18 protein-coding genes are annotated in these 19,648 nt (G+C 45.1%); 6 read left to right on the forward strand and 12 right to left on the reverse strand.

Annotated features, from left to right (window positions below):
• Positions 1–19 precede the first annotated feature (19 nt).
• Complete coding sequence (locus IE103_RS14740) at positions 20–1,108, reverse strand: FRG domain-containing protein (protein WP_189346896.1); 1,089 nt, start codon at positions 1,106–1,108, stop codon at positions 20–22.
• A gap of 51 nt (positions 1,109–1,159) precedes the next feature.
• Complete coding sequence (locus tag IE103_RS14745) at positions 1,160–2,935, reverse strand: glutamine--tRNA ligase/YqeY domain fusion protein (RefSeq protein WP_189346897.1); 1,776 nt, start codon at positions 2,933–2,935, stop codon at positions 1,160–1,162.
• A 385-nt stretch (positions 2,936–3,320) separates the two neighbouring features.
• Between IE103_RS14745 and IE103_RS14750 the strand changes: the two genes are divergently transcribed.
• Both IE103_RS14750 and IE103_RS14755 read left to right on the forward strand, forming a co-directional pair.
• Complete coding sequence (locus IE103_RS14750; protein ID WP_189346898.1) at positions 3,321–4,178, forward strand: hypothetical protein; 858 nt, start codon at positions 3,321–3,323, stop codon at positions 4,176–4,178.
• A gap of 326 nt (positions 4,179–4,504) precedes the next feature.
• On the forward strand, positions 4,505–6,751 hold the full coding sequence (locus IE103_RS14755; RefSeq protein ID WP_189346899.1) for a carbohydrate binding family 9 domain-containing protein: 2,247 nt from the start codon (positions 4,505–4,507) through the stop codon (positions 6,749–6,751).
• Positions 6,752–6,841: 90 nt separating this feature from the next.
• On the opposite strand, the gene IE103_RS14760 is transcribed toward IE103_RS14755, so the two are convergent.
• From IE103_RS14760 to IE103_RS14770, 3 genes are all read right to left on the reverse strand, one after another.
• Positions 6,842–7,309 (reverse strand): hypothetical protein, encoded by a 468-nt coding sequence (locus tag IE103_RS14760; protein ID WP_189346900.1) that lies wholly within the window; start codon positions 7,307–7,309, stop codon positions 6,842–6,844.
• A 138-nt stretch (positions 7,310–7,447) separates the two neighbouring features.
• Entirely contained in the window at positions 7,448–8,062 is a 615-nt protein-coding gene (locus IE103_RS14765; RefSeq protein WP_189346901.1) for a DUF4124 domain-containing protein, read from the reverse strand.
• Between the two features lie 319 nt (positions 8,063–8,381).
• Positions 8,382–9,314, reverse strand: a complete 933-nt coding sequence (locus tag IE103_RS14770) for a methyltransferase domain-containing protein (protein ID WP_189346992.1) — start codon at positions 9,312–9,314, stop codon at positions 8,382–8,384.
• 399 nt (positions 9,315–9,713) lie between these two features.
• Here IE103_RS14770 and IE103_RS14775 point away from each other — a divergent pair, with 399 nt between their 5' ends.
• Together IE103_RS14775 and IE103_RS14780 are read left to right on the forward strand one after the other, a co-directional pair.
• Positions 9,714–10,085 (forward strand): BlaI/MecI/CopY family transcriptional regulator, encoded by a 372-nt coding sequence (locus IE103_RS14775; RefSeq protein ID WP_189346902.1) that lies wholly within the window; start codon positions 9,714–9,716, stop codon positions 10,083–10,085.
• Positions 10,082–11,494 (forward strand): M56 family metallopeptidase, encoded by a 1,413-nt coding sequence (locus IE103_RS14780; protein ID WP_189346903.1) that lies wholly within the window; start codon positions 10,082–10,084, stop codon positions 11,492–11,494. The genes IE103_RS14775 and IE103_RS14780 overlap by 4 nt, the downstream gene beginning before the upstream one ends.
• Positions 11,495–11,583: 89 nt before the next feature.
• On the opposite strand, the gene IE103_RS14785 is transcribed toward IE103_RS14780, so the two are convergent.
• The 3 genes from IE103_RS14785 to IE103_RS14795 form a co-directional block, all read right to left on the reverse strand.
• Complete coding sequence (locus tag IE103_RS14785; protein ID WP_189346904.1) at positions 11,584–11,892, reverse strand: DUF1272 domain-containing protein; 309 nt, start codon at positions 11,890–11,892, stop codon at positions 11,584–11,586.
• A gap of 40 nt (positions 11,893–11,932) precedes the next feature.
• Positions 11,933–12,340, reverse strand: a complete 408-nt coding sequence (locus tag IE103_RS14790) for an SRPBCC family protein (protein ID WP_189346905.1) — start codon at positions 12,338–12,340, stop codon at positions 11,933–11,935.
• A 145-nt stretch (positions 12,341–12,485) separates the two neighbouring features.
• On the reverse strand, positions 12,486–13,373 hold the full coding sequence (locus tag IE103_RS14795) for a DMT family transporter (protein WP_189346906.1): 888 nt from the start codon (positions 13,371–13,373) through the stop codon (positions 12,486–12,488).
• Between the two features lie 149 nt (positions 13,374–13,522).
• Here IE103_RS14795 and gcvA point away from each other — a divergent pair, with 149 nt between their 5' ends.
• The gene (gene gcvA / locus IE103_RS14800) at positions 13,523–14,419 is read left to right on the forward strand and encodes a transcriptional regulator GcvA (RefSeq protein WP_189346907.1); all 897 of its coding nucleotides are present in this window, start codon (positions 13,523–13,525) and stop codon (positions 14,417–14,419) included.
• Between the two features lies 1 nt (position 14,420).
• Here the strand turns inward: gcvA and IE103_RS14805 are convergent, their stop codons facing one another.
• A complete protein-coding gene (locus tag IE103_RS14805; RefSeq protein WP_189346908.1) occupies positions 14,421–15,023 on the reverse strand; it encodes a dihydrofolate reductase family protein in 603 nt (200 codons plus the stop codon).
• A 298-nt stretch (positions 15,024–15,321) separates the two neighbouring features.
• On the opposite strand from IE103_RS14805, the gene IE103_RS14810 reads away from it, so the two are divergent.
• Positions 15,322–16,902 carry an AbgT family transporter gene (locus IE103_RS14810; RefSeq protein ID WP_189346909.1) on the forward strand — a complete coding sequence of 527 codons (1,581 nt, stop codon included), beginning with the start codon at positions 15,322–15,324 and terminating at the stop codon, positions 16,900–16,902.
• Positions 16,903–17,009: 107 nt separating this feature from the next.
• Here the strand turns inward: IE103_RS14810 and IE103_RS14815 are convergent, their stop codons facing one another.
• The 3 genes from IE103_RS14815 to IE103_RS14825 all read right to left on the reverse strand — a co-directional run bounded on the left by IE103_RS14815 (position 17,010) and on the right by IE103_RS14825 (position 19,636).
• A complete protein-coding gene (locus IE103_RS14815; protein WP_189346910.1) occupies positions 17,010–17,762 on the reverse strand; it encodes a substrate-binding periplasmic protein in 753 nt (250 codons plus the stop codon).
• A 368-nt stretch (positions 17,763–18,130) separates the two neighbouring features.
• Complete coding sequence (locus tag IE103_RS14820; protein WP_189346911.1) at positions 18,131–18,724, reverse strand: HD domain-containing protein; 594 nt, start codon at positions 18,722–18,724, stop codon at positions 18,131–18,133.
• 99 nt (positions 18,725–18,823) lie between these two features.
• A complete protein-coding gene (locus tag IE103_RS14825) occupies positions 18,824–19,636 on the reverse strand; it encodes a LytR/AlgR family response regulator transcription factor (RefSeq protein ID WP_189346912.1) in 813 nt (270 codons plus the stop codon).
• Positions 19,637–19,648 lie beyond the last annotated feature (12 nt).

The raw sequence follows: 19,648 nt of genomic DNA on the forward strand, positions 1-19,648 counted from the left end.
CGCGTTCGGAGGGGCGTCTTTATGGCTTAAAGAATTGCTTGTTCATCGCAAATTTCGTTGCGCCGTCTAAGCCCGGAAATAGTGACATAGCATGTGTTCCCATGAATGCAAGGTCTGCAATTGCTCTTCGTGCCTCTGAAGCGGGTATATCAACGATGGTGAGCGGCGACACACCTTGTTGCTTATTAGTGGATACTTTCATGAGATACGACTCGATATCTATAACGTTTGAAATTAGGAATAAACCTCGCTGAAATATTAAGCGTTGATTTCCTTTTGACTTTGGTTTGAAAATATTGATTCGAGGTGCGGTTTCAGACAAGTTTAAGAACTGTGGACTATGCTCTAGTACATATGAACCTGAGAGTATGTAAATCCTTGCCGGCTCTTCATCTTCGATAGAATTTAATCTGTCTGAAAGAGCAAAGTATGCGGCAACATATGCTGATTCACTCCAGTCAAGTAACGGGGTAGGAAAACCATGATGTTGCGCATAGGCCCACATTGCGCCGTTTTCATTGCCAACATTAACGCCACCTATGGTCTCCGCAAGATCACCGAAGACAGGCAAGTCCTCATGACGATAACGCTCTAGATTCGTTCGGCCAAGTCGATGAAAACTAGTTCTTAGTTTGAACGATTTTCTAGAAACACCGCGGAAGACAGCTGCTCTGTCGCGACTATACATGTTAGAAACGAAGTCTTTGTAATCTTGCCACGAATCTAAGGAAGTGGCTTCATGTTCGGCGCTCTCACTTAGACAGTCGATAAACTCGATGTTCTCTGGGTTTTGATCTGATGCTGTGAGCGAATGCCGATCTGTCGAACGATCTAGCTTAAATTCGTAAATAGAATTGTCTTGAATTTCAGTCTTATTCTTTATCCCATGCAGAACCTCAAGTGGTATTGATCGCTTTGCTTTCCCATTAATTACCTTGTTTACTTCGAAAACCTCGAAACATTCATAGATGAAGGATTCATTCTCGGCAGTGTTTATGTACCCAATTCCAACTCCAGGCCTATCTGTATCCGCGTTCAGCATCAAAGTAAATAGTGTCCCTGAATAACGAAAAATGCCTATATATTGGCCATGGTATAAGTTATTCAAGGCGGGCTCCACTATTCGAGTTATTAATATCAGTCTAGTTTAACCTTGGACTCACTTCCCCCACGAGTCCTTCAAAGTAGTAACCCGATTAAACACAGGCTTACCCTTCACAGAATCCACACGATCCGCCACAAAATAACCATGGCGTTCAAATTGCAAACGCGTATCTGGTTCCACGTTGACCATGCCCGGTTCAACAAACGCACGTATCGTTTCTAAAGAAGAAGGATTCAACAAAGCCATAAAATCTTTGCCGCCTGCATCTGGATTCGCATCGGTGAACAAGCGGTCATACAAACGTACTTCGACTTCTAAGGAATCAGACACGCTCACCCAGTGGATGTTGCCTTTGACTTTGTAGTTGGCGCTGCCTTCTGTGCCGGATTTACTGTCGGCGAAGTAGTTGCAGTGCACGGCGATGACATTGCCGTTTTCGTCTTTGTCGCAGCCTGTGCATTCAACCACATAGCCGTAACGCAAACGCACTTTGTTGCCCGGGAAGAGGCGGAAGTAGCCTTTGCTTGGTTCTTCCATGAAGTCTTCTTGTTCTATCCACAGTTCTTTGCTGATCGTGAATTCACGGTTGCCGAGCTCTGGGTGGTGTGGATGGATAGGTGCTGTACAGGCGACCGCTTCGTTTTCTGGGAAGTTGTCGATAATCAGTTTGAGTGGACGCAAGACCGCTGTGGCACGTGGTGCTTTCGGGTCGAGGTCGTCACGCAATGCGCCTTCTAAAGTGCTGTAGTCGATCCAGCCATCGGACTTGGAAACACCGATGCGGTCGCAGAAAAGTTGAATCGCTTCAGGTGTGTAGCCGCGACGACGGATACCGACGATGGTCGGCATGCGTGGGTCATCCCAACCGCTGACGATGTTTTGTTCGACGAGTTGGCGTAGCTTACGTTTGGACGTGACGACGTAGGTCAAGTTCAAACGCGCGAATTCGTATTGTTGCGGCACAGGTTGTTTGAAGAAACCACCTTCGGCTGCGCGGGCGATGATCCAGTCGTAGAACGGACGGTGATCTTGGAATTCCAAAGTACAGATCGAGTGCGTGATGTTTTCAATCGCGTCTTCGAGTGGATGCGCGTAATCGTACATCGGGTAGATGCACCATTTGTCGCCAGTATTGTGGTGGTGCGCATGACGAATACGATAGATCGCTGGATCGCGCATGTTCATGTTCGGTGATGCCATGTCGATCTTAGCGCGCAAGATGTGGGCGCCGTCGGCAAATTCACCGGCCTTCATGCGGCGGAACAAATCTAAAGATTCAGCAGCTGGACGATCGCGGAAAGGCGAGTTCACACCTGGCTTGGAGAAGTCACCACGATTGGCGGCCATGTCTTCTGCGCTTTGGCTATCGACATAGGCGTGGCCAGCTTCGATCAAGTATTCGGCAATTGCGTAGAAAGTGTCGAAGTAGTTGCTGGCGTAGTAGAGGTGGCTGCCGCCGCTATAGGATTCACCATTCTTTTCGCCATAGTTCCAATCGAAGCCTAACCATTTGACACTGTCCATGATGGTGTCGACGTATTCTTGATCTTCTTTTTCTGGGTTGGTGTCGTCGAAACGCAAGTGGCAGCGACCTTGGTAGTCACGCGCTAAACCAAAGTTCAAGCAAATTGATTTGGCATGACCGATGTGCAAATAGCCATTTGGTTCAGGCGGAAAACGGGTGATCACATTTGGCAAGCCGCCGCGCGTGTATTTGCCGTCTGCTAGATCGCGGTCGATGATGCCGCGTAAGAAGTTAGAAATAACCGGTGCGTCTGTTGGTTTGCTATCTGGTTTGCTTTCTGGCTTGTTGTTTGGCTTGTTACTCATTATGAAAATCTTTGCAAAAAAATGTGGTAGATACTTGATTGGCAAACATTTTACCGCAGGGCAGCATATTTAGGCGGTTTTGGGCTTGCGTTGTCGTTTGTTATGCGTATTTTAGGATGAGCTTAGACCGAAGTTACAGCTTAGTTAGAACTAACTACGATGCCTATAGTTAGCTGCTCGTCTGTTTTGCACCGTAATTTTTATCACATGCATGTCCTTAGCAAGTAAAAGCGCATACAAATTTGAACAGCTTAGTCTAAATGACTGATTCCAATTTTTATATGATTCAATATAATACAGCCCACTTTACAGTGACTAAATATAATTGCTCAATTCTTACTAGCTTTTCTGCCACTCTCGCCACTCTCTTAAGACGTTTTTCATTATGACCAACAAGAAAAATCTAGGTGTATCGAACAAATTAAGCCGCTCTCATTTGGTGTCGCGTCTGAAATCAAGAATTGAGAAGGACGGTTATCCGCGTCTGCAAATGATGTTGATGGTGTTGATGACGGGCTTGATTGGTTTTTTAAGCTCTTTCATTTTGTTGCACTCTGGTATGCAAACAATGTGGCTGCGTTATTTGTGTGCGTTTGGGATTGCTTACGTCGGTTTTATTGGTCTGCTGCGGGTCTGGCTGGTGACGCAGCGCGAGCAAGTGGCGGATGTGACTGAGGCTGTGTTGGATATCGCTTATCACGCATCTCGCCCCAGTTCAGGCTCGGGGAGTCAATTCAGCGGGCAGGGTGGTGACTTTGGTGGTGGTGGCACGAGTGCATCGTTTGATAGCGTGGGTTCGCCTTCTGAAGGTGTGATCGACCTGAGCGAGGCCGGTAATGCGGCGAGTTCTGTTAGCAGTGGTGGTAGCGGCGGTAGCAGTAGTAGTGGAATTGGTAATGCTTTATCTGGTGCAGGTGATGCGGATGAATTGGTGATTCCGTTGGCGATTGCGGCGTTTGTATTGGCCTTGCTGCTATCAACTTTGTATGTGGTGTATTCTGCGCCGATGTTGTTGGCGGAATTGAGTGTTGATTTTTTATTGGCGACTGGTCTCTATCGTCGCTTAAAAAAGATTCCTGAAACCGCATGGCTAGGGACAGCGATCAAAAAGACAATTTGGCCTTTCTTAATTACAGCTGTGGTGATTAGTGGCTCTGGCTGGGTATTGCAGAATTCAGCACCAGGTGCGAACACCTTGTCAGAAGTATTGAAGTATCACGAAGCGCATCAAGATGATAAGTAAATCGGTATAAGCTATTTGCAATTTGGGTGTATGTATTGTCTGGATAGTCTGGAACTTTTCTGTTTTGTTAGGTTCATATTGACTTGGTTTTTTGCTTTGCCTGTGTTGGTTTGGCTTTGTCACAGATGTCTTGCGGAAATTTTTTTCGCTGTTTCTGAACTTCCCTCATCCCCGGCCCTTCTCCCGCATGCGGGAGAAGGGTGTGTCAATTTGAATTTGTTGAGTTGCGCTCGTTCGCGCGCTAGAAAATTATTCTAAATAAGCACTCTGAACTAGATTCGCCTTCAATCCTATTCTTGTAGTTTGATTCTTTTTTTGAAAATTCTATGTTGAGACGTATGTTGAAAAAAGCTGCGATGCAAACGCTGCTCGCAACTTGTTTATCATTGATGATCTCTGCTGCGTATGCACAGACCGATCTGATTGTGCCGCGTGCTAAAACGCCGCCACAATTGCAAGATTATGTTGGGCGCGTGCCTGCTGATGCGGGTTTTGTGGTGCGTGATTTTAGGCAGCGTACTCCTGGTGATGGTAATCCTGCCTCATTGGCGACGACAGCCTATTTGTCGTATGACGATACGCATTTTTATGCCGTATTTGTAGCGAAAGATGATCCCAAAAGTGTACGCGCTCGGATTGCCAAGCGCGAAGATTTTGACGGTGATGATTTTGTGATTTTGGAGCTCGATACCTTTCACGATAAGCGCCGCGCATTTTCTTTTTTCGTGAATCCTTATGGCGTACAAATGGATTCCAAACGTACTGAAGGCTTGGAGTTAGATAAAAATTTTGATACGCAATGGCAGTCGGATGGGCAATTAACAGACGATGGTTATGTGGTGCGTATCGCAATTCCATTGAAGAGCTTGCGCTTTAAAAATGCTGATGTACAGACTTGGGGCGTGACACTTGGGCGGGTGATCGCGCGTTTGAGTGAAGAATCGTTTTGGCCGCATATTTCTAAGCAAGTTGCGGGCTTTGTGCCGCAAGCCGCAGCGATGCAAATTCCAGAAAGACTGAGCGCTGGTCGTAACGCGCAAGTGAATCCATTTGTGTATTTGGGTAACTCACGCTTCTTGAATGCTGATGTGCCGACATCACCTGTTTGGCTGCAAGAGAATAAGGTGCAAGCTGGGCTAGATGCCAAGTGGGTGATTGGTGATGCGAGTGCAATTGATTTAACCATCAAACCTGATTTTAGCGAAGTGGAATCAGATGAGCCACAGATTGTGGTTGGTAAGCGTTATGAAGTTTTATTCCCCGAGAAGCGCCCATTCTTTCTTGAGAACGCAGGCTTTTTTCATACACCAACCCCTTTGTTTTTCTCGCGCCGGATTGCGCAACCACAGGCGGGTTTGCGTATCACCGGGCGTCAGGATTCTTGGGCCTATGGCGGCTTGTTGATTGATGATCATGCGGCAGGCGAAGATGCGAGTGAAAATGCAAAAGCAAAGATTGCGATGGCGAGGGTGCAAAATGATTTGAGTCATGATCTTGCAGTGGGCGGTCTCTTCACCGATCGCCGCTTGAATCAAGGTCATGTTCGTCAACGCGATACCGTCGCTGGCATCGATGGACGATTTCAGTTAGACGATAATTGGATACTTCAAGCACAATTCGCACGTAGCCAAACTGATCTAGATGGCAAAAAACTGCAAGGCCATTTGGGGTATCTGGAGGCCAAACATCAAGGCAAGCATCTGGAATATTTGGCGAAGTACTCGGATATCAGCCAGAACTTTGCTAGCAGTTTGGCGTTTTTGCCGCGCACTGATCTCAAGCAATTGCAACAAGAAGCAATGTATCTTTGGCATTTAGACGCTTACCCAGATTTACAACGTATTGGATTTATTGGTAACAGCACGGTGTCGCGCGACCAAGCAAATCAAATGCAAGACTGGTCGGTGGATCTTGGTGTGTTGGCCGAGGGGAGTCGCGATTCTTGGTTAGAAATATTCTCACGTCATGGCTACGAAAAATATGCGGGCCAAGAATATCGCAAACAAGGCTGGATGGTGAACACTGGCACAAGCTGGTTTAGCTGGCTCAGCGTGATGACTGAATTTGGAGCAATCGATAGTATCAATTACACGCCTGCTGCTGGCGTGACGAACCTACTTGGTAAAGGGCGTAGCATTGATTTGACGCTGACTTTCAAACCGCATCCGCAATGGCGCATTGAAGAAAAGCTCTTGTGGAATGATTTGCGCAATAATCAATCTGGCCAGTCAAGCCAATCAAATGAAGCAACTTCGGTGTATCGCAATTTGATGTGGAGAACTAAGCTCAGCTATCAACATAATCGCTTTTTGGGTGTGCGTTTGATTGCGGATTATCATCAGCTTGCGGCAAATCCGCGTTTGAGTAGCCTAGAATCCGGCAAGCAACTCAATACTGACTTGCAGCTGAGTTATTTGCTGTCACCAGGAACAAGCTTGATCGCGGGTTATGGGAATCGCCAAGAGAATTTGGCATTGATTGGTAATCCCGCCTATTTGCAGCGCACCGCTGATCTCTCATTACGTACAGGACGACGTGCGTTTATTAAATTAAATTACTTGTATCAGCTTTAGTGTCAGCTGTAAATAAGATGAAAGAAAATCGCCTTAGTGGATTAGCATTAAGGCGATTTGCGTTCAGGCTGTGCGTGTTTTGGAATGTACTTATTGAATAACCTTGATCGCGAACACATCAGAATCTTTTTGTAGGCAGCCGGTGTCGCGTAGCTTTCTTCTGAATGCCAAAGTGTCTTCCAAATCTTTACTATCAAAATCCCTTTGCGCTCTTAAGATGGCTTTATTGCTTTGCTTAGGATCGATTTGCAATTGCAGTTTGTCGCTATCTAAAAAAAGTTGGCGGCAACCTTCGATCAATTTGATATCAGTCGAATCCATGATAAATTCAAATTGCATTTTTTTTACTTGCTCAGTTGCTTGAGCTGGTTCGTTTGCTGGTGGCTTTGATGGCGTTGTCGCTGGTTTAATCGCCGCGGCTGTATTGGCTGCGGTGTTCGTTGCCGTAGATTGGGGGGCGGAACCTGTTAGCGAAATATTGTCTTTTAATGTGTAGATTTGCACCGTGTAATAGGCGATGCCGAGGGCGCAAAGAAGAATGATGATAATGCGTGTCATGGTGCTTATTCCGTGCAGAGTTGATGTGGCGATCTACTTAAAACAATGCGCCAGACTTAGCTGGCGCACAATATTCTTACTAACTTCTTGCAAACTATTTTCTAGTGCTCATCAGATCATGTTGAGCGTATTTTAGATTTAATATTCCCGCCAAGATTTTTCTTCACGCGTCGGCAATATTTTCAACTTGTGATTAATTGTTTTGGTGTCTTGTGGAGAAATTTTATGGCTAAAGTGGCGCTTTAAAAAATCCCACATGTCTTTTTCTATTGACTCACATTGCAAAACAGCACGGCTTTTTCTTACATGTCGATTTGCATACTCAAGATCATCTGCTTCTGTCTGTTTGGTGGTTTTTTCATAGCGACCGTAGCGATCATAGTAGCGATCAGAGTTTCTTTTTTTGTTTTCGATTTGATCTTGGGTGCGTTCAAACTCGTTTATCGGTAAGGTACAGTTTTCTTTGAAAACCGTTTCTAGCTCTAGGTTGGCAGCGCGGTAGCATTGAGAATTACGATGTGATAAAACCCAGCAGCTCTTTTCTAAGCTCAATTGGCCGTTCAAATTAGAAGCTCGCTTGATTGCCTCGGTTTCTTTGATCTCGGTTGATTTGCCGTCGACTTTGCTGGCACATGGCGCATCTGTGTAGATAGACTTGCCATCTGCCGTAACGCATTTGCGCATTTGTGCCTGTGCCGACAAACTGCTAACCATCAACAAAGAGAAAAAAACAAGTTGAAATAGTTTTATCATTTTGGAAAATTTATTTAAAAATATTAGCTGATGTTGAATACGTATTTGGTAAGTCAATTACGAAACACGAGCCGATGATTATACTGAAACGACACAACACTGCACAGCGTATTTTTGTGCAAATTTTTAAATAGATAAAACTGTATTTTTATGGTGAATTTGGATGCAAGAAATTGAGGATTCCAGCATGTCTGATGAGATGTTGAATAAGCTTGCAGGTTGTACTGCGATGTTGGATTACATCCCTCCGCGTGAATGGCAAGAGGGATGTATTTGATCTGGTTAAAATATCATCAGATTCAATAGAGACTTGCGGTTTTTACGCTTCAACCAAGCTAACTTGTGTTTGTACTTGTTCTTGCGACAGCTTCGACAAGACACTGACCTTGATATTGTTTTGCAAGGAATCGATAGAACCGCCTGTGCGATATTGGAAAGCGACGCGGATCACATCGCCAGCAAGCACATCGATAGGATTGGCTAAAGGCAGTGCCATGTAGTGATTGAGCCAGTCGATGGTTGAATTGGTTTCCATGACGACCGCTAGCACGTTCTTGGTAATAAATCGCAAAGCACTGAGTTTGCCGCTTTGCTCAATCAAGATATCTCCTTCCCAACGCACCCATAAATCATTGGGCTCGCAAAAATCGATAATTTTGTACAGAGCAGGTTGGCCTAGTTCTAAGGTATCGGCGGTGAATACGCCACCCAATTGGAACTGAATAATGGGCGCTTGAAAGCCAGAAAAATCATAGCGTTGTTGTAGCGGCTGCACCGCCATCAAGATCGCTTCTGGAATAAATACCGGCATTTTGATACCAGGGAATTTATCTGCATAGCGACGTTTAAAATTTTCGATTACTTCGACTTGTTTTTCGCGCAGCATCGCGACGTGGATCATCTCGCAGATGACAAAATCAACCGGCTCTGGCGGCAAGTATTCAAACGCGTCAGCATGAATCACCTCAACACGATCGCCATGCTGATTCATCGACAATAATCGACGCGCTTCAACAACCATATCTGGATTAAATTCGACGCAATACACCTTGGACGCAGATTGCGCGGCAAACCACGACAAGACCCCCGTACCGCCACCGAGTTCGAGCACGCGCGCACCTTCAAACACATGGCGCTGAATCGCTGCCTTAAAGTTATCCATACGATTCGCATCCATCAACATATTGTGATGATATTGCAGCGGAATATACTGCCCGAGATAGCAACTCTCTGCTTCGCGTTCGACTAACATGGTCTTCCTTCCATCAAAAGATTGAGATCGCACTGCCGATACATCAGAACCCGCAGTAGTGAATGCCAGTTGGCGCAAAAAGTGTTCGCCAATGACAGGATTATCTGGTTTCTTGAAAGAAACGAAGGGCAGAGTTGCGAGGTGTTTCTCTATCAATTCGGCTTTTGACTTGGTTTTGGTCATCCGTTGATCTTGATTTGAGATGAATAATCAATGCAAAAAACAACATTCTTATTTGAATCTACGAAGTTCTTCGTATATAGTGCTGAAAACCTACGAATTATTTCGTAGATGAGATATTTGTAAGTCTTCATATCGATTACCTGCTTAAGCAAACTAACTTGGTTTTGAGATTAAGCCCAACAAGTTCGCTTTCAAAAAAACATAGGAAACAAAACGATGGCAACTCCGACTGCATCTGAATTAGAAATTTTGGCGATCTTGTGGCGACTGGGCGAAAGCAAGATTCAGGCAGTCAATGATGAGCTATGTAAGTTGCGACCAGTCGGTTACACCACGACGCTAAAAACCATGCAAATCATGGAGCAGAAAGGTTTGCTAGGGCGTAAAAAAGATGGCAAGAGTCATATCTACTTCCCCTTAGAGCAACAGCATGAGACGCAAACCTCGCTGGTCGATCGTTTATTACAAACTGCGTTTGGCGGATCTAAATCGAGCATGGTCATGCGTTTGTTTGAAGATAAGAAAGCGACCAAGGAAGAACTAGCAGAAATCAAAGCATTTCTAAAAAAGATGGAAGCTGATAAATGAAGCTAGTTGAATTGGTAGATATCTTCGACATTGATATCTTGCATGCACTCGCATGGACTTTGGTGCATTCACTTTGGCAAGCCGCTCTGCTCGCGATTGGCGTCACGATCTGCATCGCGTTTACCCGTAGCAATCAAGCCGCATTACGCCATAACATCATCGCGCTTGGCATGGGGCTAGGGTGGGGATGCAGTGTCGCCACCTTTTTTTCGTATTTTCAAAAAAGTGTATTGATGGTGCGTTTTAGTGAGCAAGGTGGCGTCACATCTATCATTCCGCTCAACGGCGAGGCCGACTTTTTTGCGAATGTTAGTCTATTGGTGAATCAACATTTATCACTATTGGTCTTGAGTTGGTGTCTTGGTTTTGCGGCGATTAGTGCAATAGCGATTTACGCTTGGGCGCAAGGCAGAAATCTGGCTAAGCAAGGAACCGATGCATTCAGCAATGAGTGGGAAGAGAAATTCTATGCTTTAGCTCGGCAACTCGGTATTCATAAAAAACTCACTTTTCTGCTTTCAAACAAGATTCATGTGCCTTGTGTAGTTGGCTACATGAAACCAGTCATTTTATTGCCCGCGAGCTTAATGTTGGGGATGAGTCCGCAACAAATTGAAGTGATTGTATTGCATGAACTCGCGCACATTCGCCGACACGATGTGCTGGCGGCGTACTTGCAGAGTCTTACTAAAGCGGCTTATTTTTTCAATCCATGCATGCTGTGGATGAATATGAAGTTAGATCAAGAGCGCGAAAACGCTTGTGATGATTTGGCAGTCCGTGTTTGTCAAAACCCCTTGTTGTATGCGCAAACTTTGCATCACTACGCAGAAATGCATACGCATTTCTTATCCACCACCACATCTCTTATCGGGAGAAAAAACATGTTGAAGCACAGAATACAAAGATTATTTCCGAGTCCAAAAACGCATACGAGTAATGCGAAGAAATTGATGAGCATGATCGTGCTTTTCAGTATGGGCATGAGTACCGCCGCCTTTGCTTGGATGCAATTAGATAAGCGTGGCACCTTCAATTTAAGTGCAAAGAATTTACCGATCAGCAGTGTACTAAAACAGGCGGAACAAGCTTGTCCTGGGAGTACAAAGCAAATTCAATTGCGACAACCTGAACAAGCTATTACGCTGAGTTTTTCTAATTTGGCTTGTGCCGATGTTCCGGCAATCTTTGTCGATATTGAAGAACGATTTGGTATGAAATTTACTAAAGTACAGTTTAACGAAGCACTCAAAGTATTTCAGCAGCAATGCCCCGCGGTATTTCGTGATGTTCGACTAAAAAATCCGACTGCGCTTTATAGCGTCAATATGGTCGACGTGACTTGTTTAGAAGTGTTAAGTTCTGTTGCCGCCTTTGATGCCAAACCATATTTGCAATCGGCTGAGTGAGGTGAAGAGCGGATTGATTTAATCCGCTGCCTCCACATAAGGATTGAAGCTATTTAAAATTGCTTGCCAGACTTATTGTTGCAGTTTCATTAGCGCTTTTCTGGCGGTATTGATTTGATCTCTGCTGCAAATCGTGCATGGGTTTCAAGATCGATGGGCCGGTGTTTGACCACGGTGCTTGCTGGGTTCTTGCCAAGATAATTGTTGCCTTTCCAATTTTTCGATGGTCTGATTGGCCTGTGCACAAAACCTCCACCACAGTTAGGGCAGACATTGCTTAAGATTGTGTCGACACATGTGGCGCAGAACGTGCATTCATAAGTACAGATGCGCGCCTCAAGTGACTCGGGTGGTAATAATTTGTTGCAGTGCTCACAGCTTGGTCTAAGTTCAAGCATGATGTTTCTCTTCCATGAAGCGTAAGGATTGGCTTAACGATTAGTTCAAGGATTCCACATAGCGCTTGAAATTATTCAAAATCGCTTGCCAGCCTTGTTGTTGCTGTTCTAGCGAGTAAGTAGTTTCTGCTTCAAACGTGATGCTGAGTTGGACTCCTGCTGCGGTATTGGTGAATTGTATTGTTGCCTTGCGATCGCCGAAGCTGTATTCGATGCGCTCGTGTTCGACGACCTTGGTGAAGGTTCCTGCAAAATCAAATCCCATGCTGCCATCTTTTGCTTCCATACGTGAAGAGAACTGACCGCCTTCGCGCAAGTCGACAGTCGAGGCGGTAGTGTGCCAATCATCGGATGCGGCATTCCAATTTTTGATATGTTCTGGCGTGTTGTAGAGCGTCCATACTTTGGCGATGGGGGCGGCGATGATGGTTTCGACTGTGATGTCCATGATGTTGTCTCCGTTAAATTTTCATAAAAATGAGGACTTAAGTACAAGCGATGTGCAGGTCCTTAGATTTACCTCGTCGGCGCTTTGTGATTAAGTCCTTTGCAATTTATTCGTTTGCATATTATTACATGCAAGACCATAGTGACTAGCGCTTTACGAAGGGCAGCTTTTTTAGTAATCCTAATGACATTGCGGTTGCGATTAAGACGATCAAGATGCCAGCGACAATCCCTGGCGTGATCGGTTCATCGAGCAGCAACCATGCCCAAACCGATGCTGTTGCGGGAATTAAGAAAGTTACCGTCACTGCTTTGCTAGCTCCCTCTGTTGAGATCAGATGAAAGAACAATGCATAGGCAATTCCTGTACAAACAATCCCCAGAATCACAACAGAAATCAATGCGCTGCTAGTGCCGTATTCGATCGCATGCGGTACTGACGGCAGTGCGAACGGCAGCAATGCGAGCGCGGCAGCGAATTGGCTACCGGCCGCGGTGGCTAGTGATGGAATTTCTTTGGCATACATGCGTGTGTAGGTTGCCGCAAAGCCGTAATTAATCGAAGCCCCCATGCCCGCTAACACGCCAGCAATGACTAAAGGTGTGACGCTGACTGGACCGATTCCAACTAAAACTGCAACGCCAAATAAGCCCAAGACAAATGCACTAATGCGTAACCAACTCAAGCGCTCACCCAGCATAATGAAGCCAAACACCGCAGTAAAAATCGGCGCCAGTGAATTCATGGTTGCCATGTACGCCGATGGGATATGCAGTGCAGACCAAGCGAACAAGCTAAATGGAATCGCCGTATTGCCTAAGCCTATCACCAAGTAGGTCTTAGCATTTTTTTTCCAATGAAATTCGACACCACGCTGGCGGGCAAAAAGGTAGATCGCTAATGCGCCTAAACTAGCTCGCCCAAACGTCGTTAGTATCGGGCCGAACACGGGGGAGGCGATACGCATCAGCATAAAGCTAGTACCCCAAATTAATGCTAGTAATACGAGTCGGGTTAAATTCGATGTGGACATGTGGGTTCTTTTTCGAATGTAAATTTAAAGTTGGAAATTGGCTAAAGTAAGCAATGCAGCTAAGTTCAGAGCAACATGCTAACTGTGGTTTGTTAAAAAGGCGAACGATACTTATTGACATCTTCTGTTAGAAAATCTAACAATACTGGATGTTTCCTACTTCCCTAAATTCGCTTCTTACATTCGAGGCAGCTGCGCGCCATAAAAGTTATTCTTTGGCGGCGGCAGAGCTGCACATTACCCATAGTGCAATTAGCCAACAAATGCGTTTGCTGGAAGAGTCTTTGGGCGTTTCTTTGTTTGAGCGCAAAGGTAGGCAGATGCAGTTGACTGCCGAAGGTCTGCAGCTACATAAGCAAATCCAACCTGCATTGCGTCAAATCACGCGCGCTTTGGCACAAGTCAAAACAGAAAAACGTATGCCGGCAATTCGGGTGGCGACTTTGCAGTCGTTCGCCACATTTTGGTTGTTACCGCGTTTGGGACAATTTCAAGCGACGCATCCTGATTTGGTGATTCATATTCAGGCAGCGATTGGTTTGGTGAATCTCGACAAAACACAAACTGATATCGCGATCCGTTTCGGGCTAGGAAAATGGGAAGATTATGATGCCGAGAAATTGCTCGATGATCAGCTCTACCCCGTTTGTAGCCCCGATTTTAATGCGGGACGATTTCCAAGTAGCCCGAAACAACTACATCGCTTTCGGATTTTGTGTGTGGAAAATGGTCGCGAATGGCTCAATTGGAGCCAGTATGCTGGTGTCGATATCGCCAGTTTTCAACATGAGACGCATCACAGCGATAGTAATTTAATGTTGACTGCTGCCAAAGCAGGGCAGGGCATTGCGGTTGCTCGTCATAGTTTAGTTGCAGGTGAAATCGCAGCGGGAAATTTAGTGCGCCTGTTCGACGTCATAGCTCCTTCTGATTACAGCTATTATTTAGTAACACCGAAAGACCTGCAAAAAAGCGCAGCGCTACTGGCATTTGAAACCTGGTTGATAAGCGAGGCGAGCGCTTTTGCCAGCAATGAGCTTGTGTAATTTAGTCGGGATAACTTCCGGTCTGAACCTCTCCAGCACGCGCGTAGTTCGCAATAATCACGCCAGTTGAAGTGACTTGGCAGGCGTTTAGCTTAAACGCCGCAGGCGCGGTGCCATCGGAAAAAAGGCGTTTTCCACTACCTAAGGTAATCGGATAAATTTTAAGCCATAGCTCATCGACTAAATCATGTTGCATTAAGGTTTGCATCAAATTGGCGCTTCCGTACAAATGCAGATTCGGGCCGTTCTCTTGTTTGAGTCTTTGAATTTTCTCGACGATATCGCCGTTCAAAAACACGCTAGGTTGCCAGTGATGTTCTGTCAGCGTATTTGATGCGACGTATTTAGTGACCTTGTTGACTGCTGGCCAAAAGTCATTGTGCTCGGGCCAATACGGCGCCCAAATATCAAATGTCTTGCGTCCTAGTAAGAGTTCGAAAGGCTCGCGCATTTGTTCACGCATGACCTCAGCTAATACGGGATCAGAGTGCGGCACTTGCCAGCCGCCATAGTCAAAGCCACCACTCGTATCTTCGGTTGGGCCTCCGCCAGCTTGGATTACGCCATCTAGGGTGATAAATTCTAGTGCAATTATTTTTCTCATAGGCTCTACCGAATTATTTTGAAGTGCTTCTAAGTTGATGTGCGCACCGCTGCCTGAACCAGCGCTTGAATTGAAGCTTGATTTGATTCATGGACTAGCAAATTTAATTAATGCTTATCCGCCTTTCTTTGCACATTGAGTGAAATGCGCTGCAAAAAATCTTATCAGAGAAATCTGTTAAATTATCGCCGCGAACCTGAAAATCGCAGCACATTGTGTATTGCATCTGCTATCGCAGAATATTCATGATTTATTTCAATTGATCAAATAATTAGAAGCTTTTTGATAAAGGAAAATTATGGCTGAAGTCAATGCAACTCCTAGCGCACCAGCACCTCAGGGCTGGCTCAATCGTAGCTTGAATACGATCGAGCGCGTTGGCAATAAATTGCCCGATCCGGCAATTTTATTTGCCTTGTTTATGTTGGCAGTTTGGATTATTTCTTGGGCGATGTCCGGGATTAGCTTCAATGAAATTGATCCGCGCAATGGTAAACCGATTCAAATCAATAACTTATTAGATGGCGCAGCGTTCACTACGTTCATGGCAAAGTTGGTCAATACCTTTGTCAGTTTTCCGCCGCTAGGTGTGGTTTTGGTCGCCATGCTGGGGCTAGGTGTAGCAGAGCATACGGGTTTTATTAACGCTGGATTGCGTTCTATTTTGGCAGTTACCCCCAAGATGCTATTGACGCCTGTATTAGTTGCAGTAGGTATTTTGAGCCACGTGGCGGTTGATGCTGGTTATGTTTTGGTGATTCCTTTAGGTGCAGTGATTTTCTATGCGGCTGGGCGACATCCCTTAGCTGGTATCGCGGCGGCGTTTGCGGGCGTATCGGGTGGGTTTTCTGCTTCTTTGTTTATTCCAAGTAGTTTAGATCCTTTGCTGGCAGGATTAACGCAGGCCTCTGCGCGTCTTTCGTCAAATCCGGCGGCGGCTGATTTAATTATTAATCCACTCAATAATTATTATTTCACTTCTGCATCAGCGATTTTGATTGTGTTTATCGGTTGGTTTTTGACTGACAAAGTGATTGAGCCGCGTTTAAAAAATACTGCGATTGATGGTGATCCCGCTAACTTGCCCAAGTTAGATCCATTGACGCCAGCGGAGCGACGTGGCTTGCGTTTTGCAGTATTAGCGATGTTGTTGAGTATTGGCTTGTTGTTTATTTCTGCGCTACCAGCGAGTTCGGCGTGGCGTGGAACCGATGCGAGCTTGACGCATTCTTCAGCGCCTTTAATGCAATCGATCGTGTCTTTGATTTTGGTATTGTTCCTGATCCCAGGGGTGGTGTACGGCTATGCTGCCGGTACTGTGAAGAATCATCGTGATGTGATTCAAGGTATGAGTAAAGCAATGAGTGGGATGGGCTACTACATTGTGATGGCATTCTTTTGCGCGCAATTCATTTATGCGTTTGGACAATCTAATCTTGGCGCGCTGCTTGCAATCAAAGGTGCGGGGGCGTTAAAAGAACTAGCTTTGCCAATGGGCGTTACGCTGGTTGGTATCGTTATTTTGACTAGTCTCGTGAATCTGCTAGTTGGCTCGGCTTCTGCTAAGTGGGCATTGATTGGTGCGGTGATGGTGCCCATGCTGATGGAGTTGGGCGTATCACCAGACTTAACCCAAGCGGCTTATCGTGTCGGTGATTCATCAACAAATATCATCACACCTTTAATGCCGTATTTTCCGTTGATTGTGGTGTTCTGTCAGAAGTATGTAAAGTCAACAGGCATCGGTACCTTGATTGCCTTAATGCTGCCATTCTCGGTAACTTTGTTGGCGTTGTGGACTGCGTTCTTAATGTGCTTTTGGATGCTTGGTATACCGTTAGGAATCGGTGCTAGCTATGAATTTCCAGCGGTAAGCTAAGCTACTTTCTTAAATCGAAAAATGCTAAAGAGCGATCAATCATTGATCGCTCTTTTTTTATCTGCAAAAAAATTTGAGTTGTGCGGCTTGGAAAAGTGTCGTGGTGACTAGTATTTGAGATCGATATTTTTATACGTGCCATCCGCCTTCATTTCACGCAATTTGGCATTTAAGAGGGCAATGGTTTCTGCGCGCATCTTGGGATGACAGGCAAGGTAGTAATCAGAGCTTTGATAATTGAATAGAAAAACGACTTTGCCTTCAAGTTGGTTTTCAGCGATGATTTTTTTACCGTGGGTATCGCCAGCGGTGGCGTAATCAATCCGTCCCAGTGCGACGTTTTTAAAGGTGGTTGATGATTCTATCGAGGTCACAATATTGAAGCCTCTTTCCGATAAATACGAAACCGATACATTGCCTTCTTCGGTGCCGATGCTTGCGTTCTTGATGTCTTCAAGTCGAGTGACTTTACCAAGTTTTTCAGGGCTGCCAAACACTGCCCAGTTGCCAGATGCAATGGGCCCTATCCAATGAAACCAAGATTCTCTTTCTTTGATACGTGCGGTTGAAAAAACACAGGTATTTGGATTGCGGCGCGCTAGCTTAAATGCACGACTCCAGCTCATGATATTCATCTGGTACGGCAATTCGCTACGCTTAAATAACTCATGAAGCTTATCTGCCGACTGACCATAGATATGCGCGCCGTCTTTGTCGACGATATTGAGCGGATATAGATACTCGGTGGTGAGATAAATCGTAGGTGGATTAGTCTGTGCGCTGCTTGAACTGCAAAACGCCAATAGAAGCAAGGAACACATCCAAGAAAATTTACCGTTCAAGTGCTTTATTTTTATCATGTTCACGGCGCTAATTTCTAGTCTCTGATTGCTAATGGTTTGTGTCGGGATCACTTTTTTTTGTAGTTCTGCTTTTGAGGAATTAATTTAATCGCTCAAGGAATTCGGCGCTCAGAGTAATTCAAGCTGTCATTTGGGTCAAATAATGTTCCTATCTTGGCAATTTGTTGGTTGTGCATTACATACGCATTCACGTGTGCATTTGCATGTGCATCATGCGAATGTTATGCACATTGCTAGTTAGATTGATTTTCATTTTGATATGCGTACGGATGATTACGAGAAACGTATTAATTAAGCTGCTAGGTCTTTAAAATTTTTAAAAAAGTAGGCTGTAATTTAAATGCCAACTAATCAACTAGAAGTCTTTAATCTCTTCTTAACCAACCTCGATCTTCAGCGATATCAATTTGCTCCAGCACGTACTGCCATAATTTTGGCGCAGCAGTCTCTAGGTATTGATTGCGTTTTATCACTTGGTGTTTGAATACTTTATTCTGTACCCAACTGCCGCCTTCATTTTGCATATTTTGGATGAGTGGCAGTATGCGATCGATTGCTTTGGCAAATTGCGCATCAGCAGTTTCTGCTTGCTCGAACTCGTGCCACAGAGCGATCATGGTCTCGCGCTGCGGTGATGGCAACAACCCAAAAATACGCTCTGCTGCTGCGGCTTCTTTTTCTGCTTGCTGGCCCAAGATCGTGTGATGATCAAACGCAAAAGTATCGCCTGCATCGATCTCAACAATATCGTGAATTAGTAACATCAAGCATACGCGATGGATATCCACGGTCGCATTTGCATACGGCGCTAAGACATGTGCAGTCAACGCAATATGCCAACTATGTTCCGCACTATTTTCATAGCGATTTTTATCCGCACGGATCAATGCTTTACGATAAATCGCTTTGAGTTTATCGAGTTCTAGAATGAAGTTAATTTGATGGTTTAGTTCTTGCATAAAATGGTGTCAGTAGAATGGAAGTAGTGCGCAGGTGATGCTATTGCCTAGCTTAGTTGATTTTTAATTTGTTCGCCAATTTGACTATTAATGTGGAAGTTAATTGGATTCTCTGAATAGATAGCCAAAACTTCTGCTCACGGTTAAACGCTCAGCGCAGTTTTTAAGAATTACTTCTAAGCGTTCACTATCGATGCGTTCTGCTGATTCGATTGCGTGAGCATTTACCACGGTGCCACGATGAATTTGCCAGAAAATTTCTGGATCAAGCATCTCGATTAAGTCTTTGAGCGCGGTACGAATATAGGCTTCGCCGTCTTTGGTAACGACCCGTGTGTACTTGGTATCTGATTGCAAGAATAAAATATCATTCAGATGAATCAAGCGAATTTGTTTGCCAACACTGGCTCTGAGCCATTTTGGTTTGGTCTTTTTCTCGCTCGTTTGGTTTGCATTCGCGATGCTATTTAGTGCTTCTGCGTGTGACTTAGATACGCTATTTTCTGCTGTTTGCGATGCTGATTTGCTAGTATTTTGAATCCGTTCAATTAGACGTTTGATGGTCTGTTCTAAGCGTTCCAGTGTGACTGGTTTGAGCAGATAATCGAGCGCCGCATGTTCAAACGCCTGTAAAGCATGTTGATCATAAGCAGTGACAAAGACGATGTGTGAGCGTGCGCGAATTCTTTCCGCGACAGCGAGCCCGCTTAATCCCGGCATTTGAATATCGAGAAACACCACATCAGGTTCGTGTTCTAGCCACAAATCCCAAGCATCATTGCCGTTCTCAGCAATCGCGACGATTTGTGCTTGTGGATGGCATTGCTTTAATTGCGTAATAAGGCGTTCGCGCATCATGTCTTCGTCTTCGGCAATAAGCACGGTAAACGTGGGGTGGCTTAAGTCGTTCATAGATGGTGAATA

Source organism: Affinundibacterium macrobrachii (assembly GCF_014652415.1).
GTDB lineage: Bacteria > Pseudomonadota > Gammaproteobacteria > Burkholderiales > Burkholderiaceae_D > Undibacterium > Undibacterium macrobrachii.

Bases quoted from the DNA above. Each gene is read 5' to 3' on its own strand.
- IE103_RS14755 (WP_189346899.1), top strand. From the start codon at position 4,505: ATGTTGAGACGTATGTTGAAAAAAGCTGCGATGCAAACGCTGCTCGCA.
- IE103_RS14810 (WP_189346909.1), top strand. From the start codon at position 15,322: ATGGCTGAAGTCAATGCAACTCCTAGCGCACCAGCACCTCAGGGCTGG.
- IE103_RS14785 (WP_189346904.1), bottom strand. From the start codon at position 11,892: ATGCTTGAACTTAGACCAAGCTGTGAGCACTGCAACAAATTATTACCA.
- IE103_RS14795 (WP_189346906.1), bottom strand. From the start codon at position 13,373: ATGTCCACATCGAATTTAACCCGACTCGTATTACTAGCATTAATTTGG.
- IE103_RS14790 (WP_189346905.1), bottom strand. From the start codon at position 12,340: ATGGACATCACAGTCGAAACCATCATCGCCGCCCCCATCGCCAAAGTA.
- IE103_RS14820 (WP_189346911.1), bottom strand. From the start codon at position 18,724: ATGCAAGAACTAAACCATCAAATTAACTTCATTCTAGAACTCGATAAA.
- gcvA (WP_189346907.1), top strand. From the start codon at position 13,523: ATGTTTCCTACTTCCCTAAATTCGCTTCTTACATTCGAGGCAGCTGCG.
- IE103_RS14745 (WP_189346897.1), bottom strand. From the start codon at position 2,935: ATGAGTAACAAGCCAAACAACAAGCCAGAAAGCAAACCAGATAGCAAA.
- IE103_RS14765 (WP_189346901.1), bottom strand. From the start codon at position 8,062: ATGATAAAACTATTTCAACTTGTTTTTTTCTCTTTGTTGATGGTTAGC.
- IE103_RS14780 (WP_189346903.1), top strand. From the start codon at position 10,082: ATGAAGCTAGTTGAATTGGTAGATATCTTCGACATTGATATCTTGCAT.
- IE103_RS14770 (WP_189346992.1), bottom strand. From the start codon at position 9,314: ATGTTAGTCGAACGCGAAGCAGAGAGTTGCTATCTCGGGCAGTATATT.
- IE103_RS14825 (WP_189346912.1), bottom strand. From the start codon at position 19,636: ATGAACGACTTAAGCCACCCCACGTTTACCGTGCTTATTGCCGAAGAC.
- IE103_RS14775 (WP_189346902.1), top strand. From the start codon at position 9,714: ATGGCAACTCCGACTGCATCTGAATTAGAAATTTTGGCGATCTTGTGG.
- IE103_RS14805 (WP_189346908.1), bottom strand. From the start codon at position 15,023: ATGAGAAAAATAATTGCACTAGAATTTATCACCCTAGATGGCGTAATC.
- IE103_RS14760 (WP_189346900.1), bottom strand. From the start codon at position 7,309: ATGACACGCATTATCATCATTCTTCTTTGCGCCCTCGGCATCGCCTAT.
- IE103_RS14750 (WP_189346898.1), top strand. From the start codon at position 3,321: ATGACCAACAAGAAAAATCTAGGTGTATCGAACAAATTAAGCCGCTCT.
- IE103_RS14815 (WP_189346910.1), bottom strand. From the start codon at position 17,762: ATGATAAAAATAAAGCACTTGAACGGTAAATTTTCTTGGATGTGTTCC.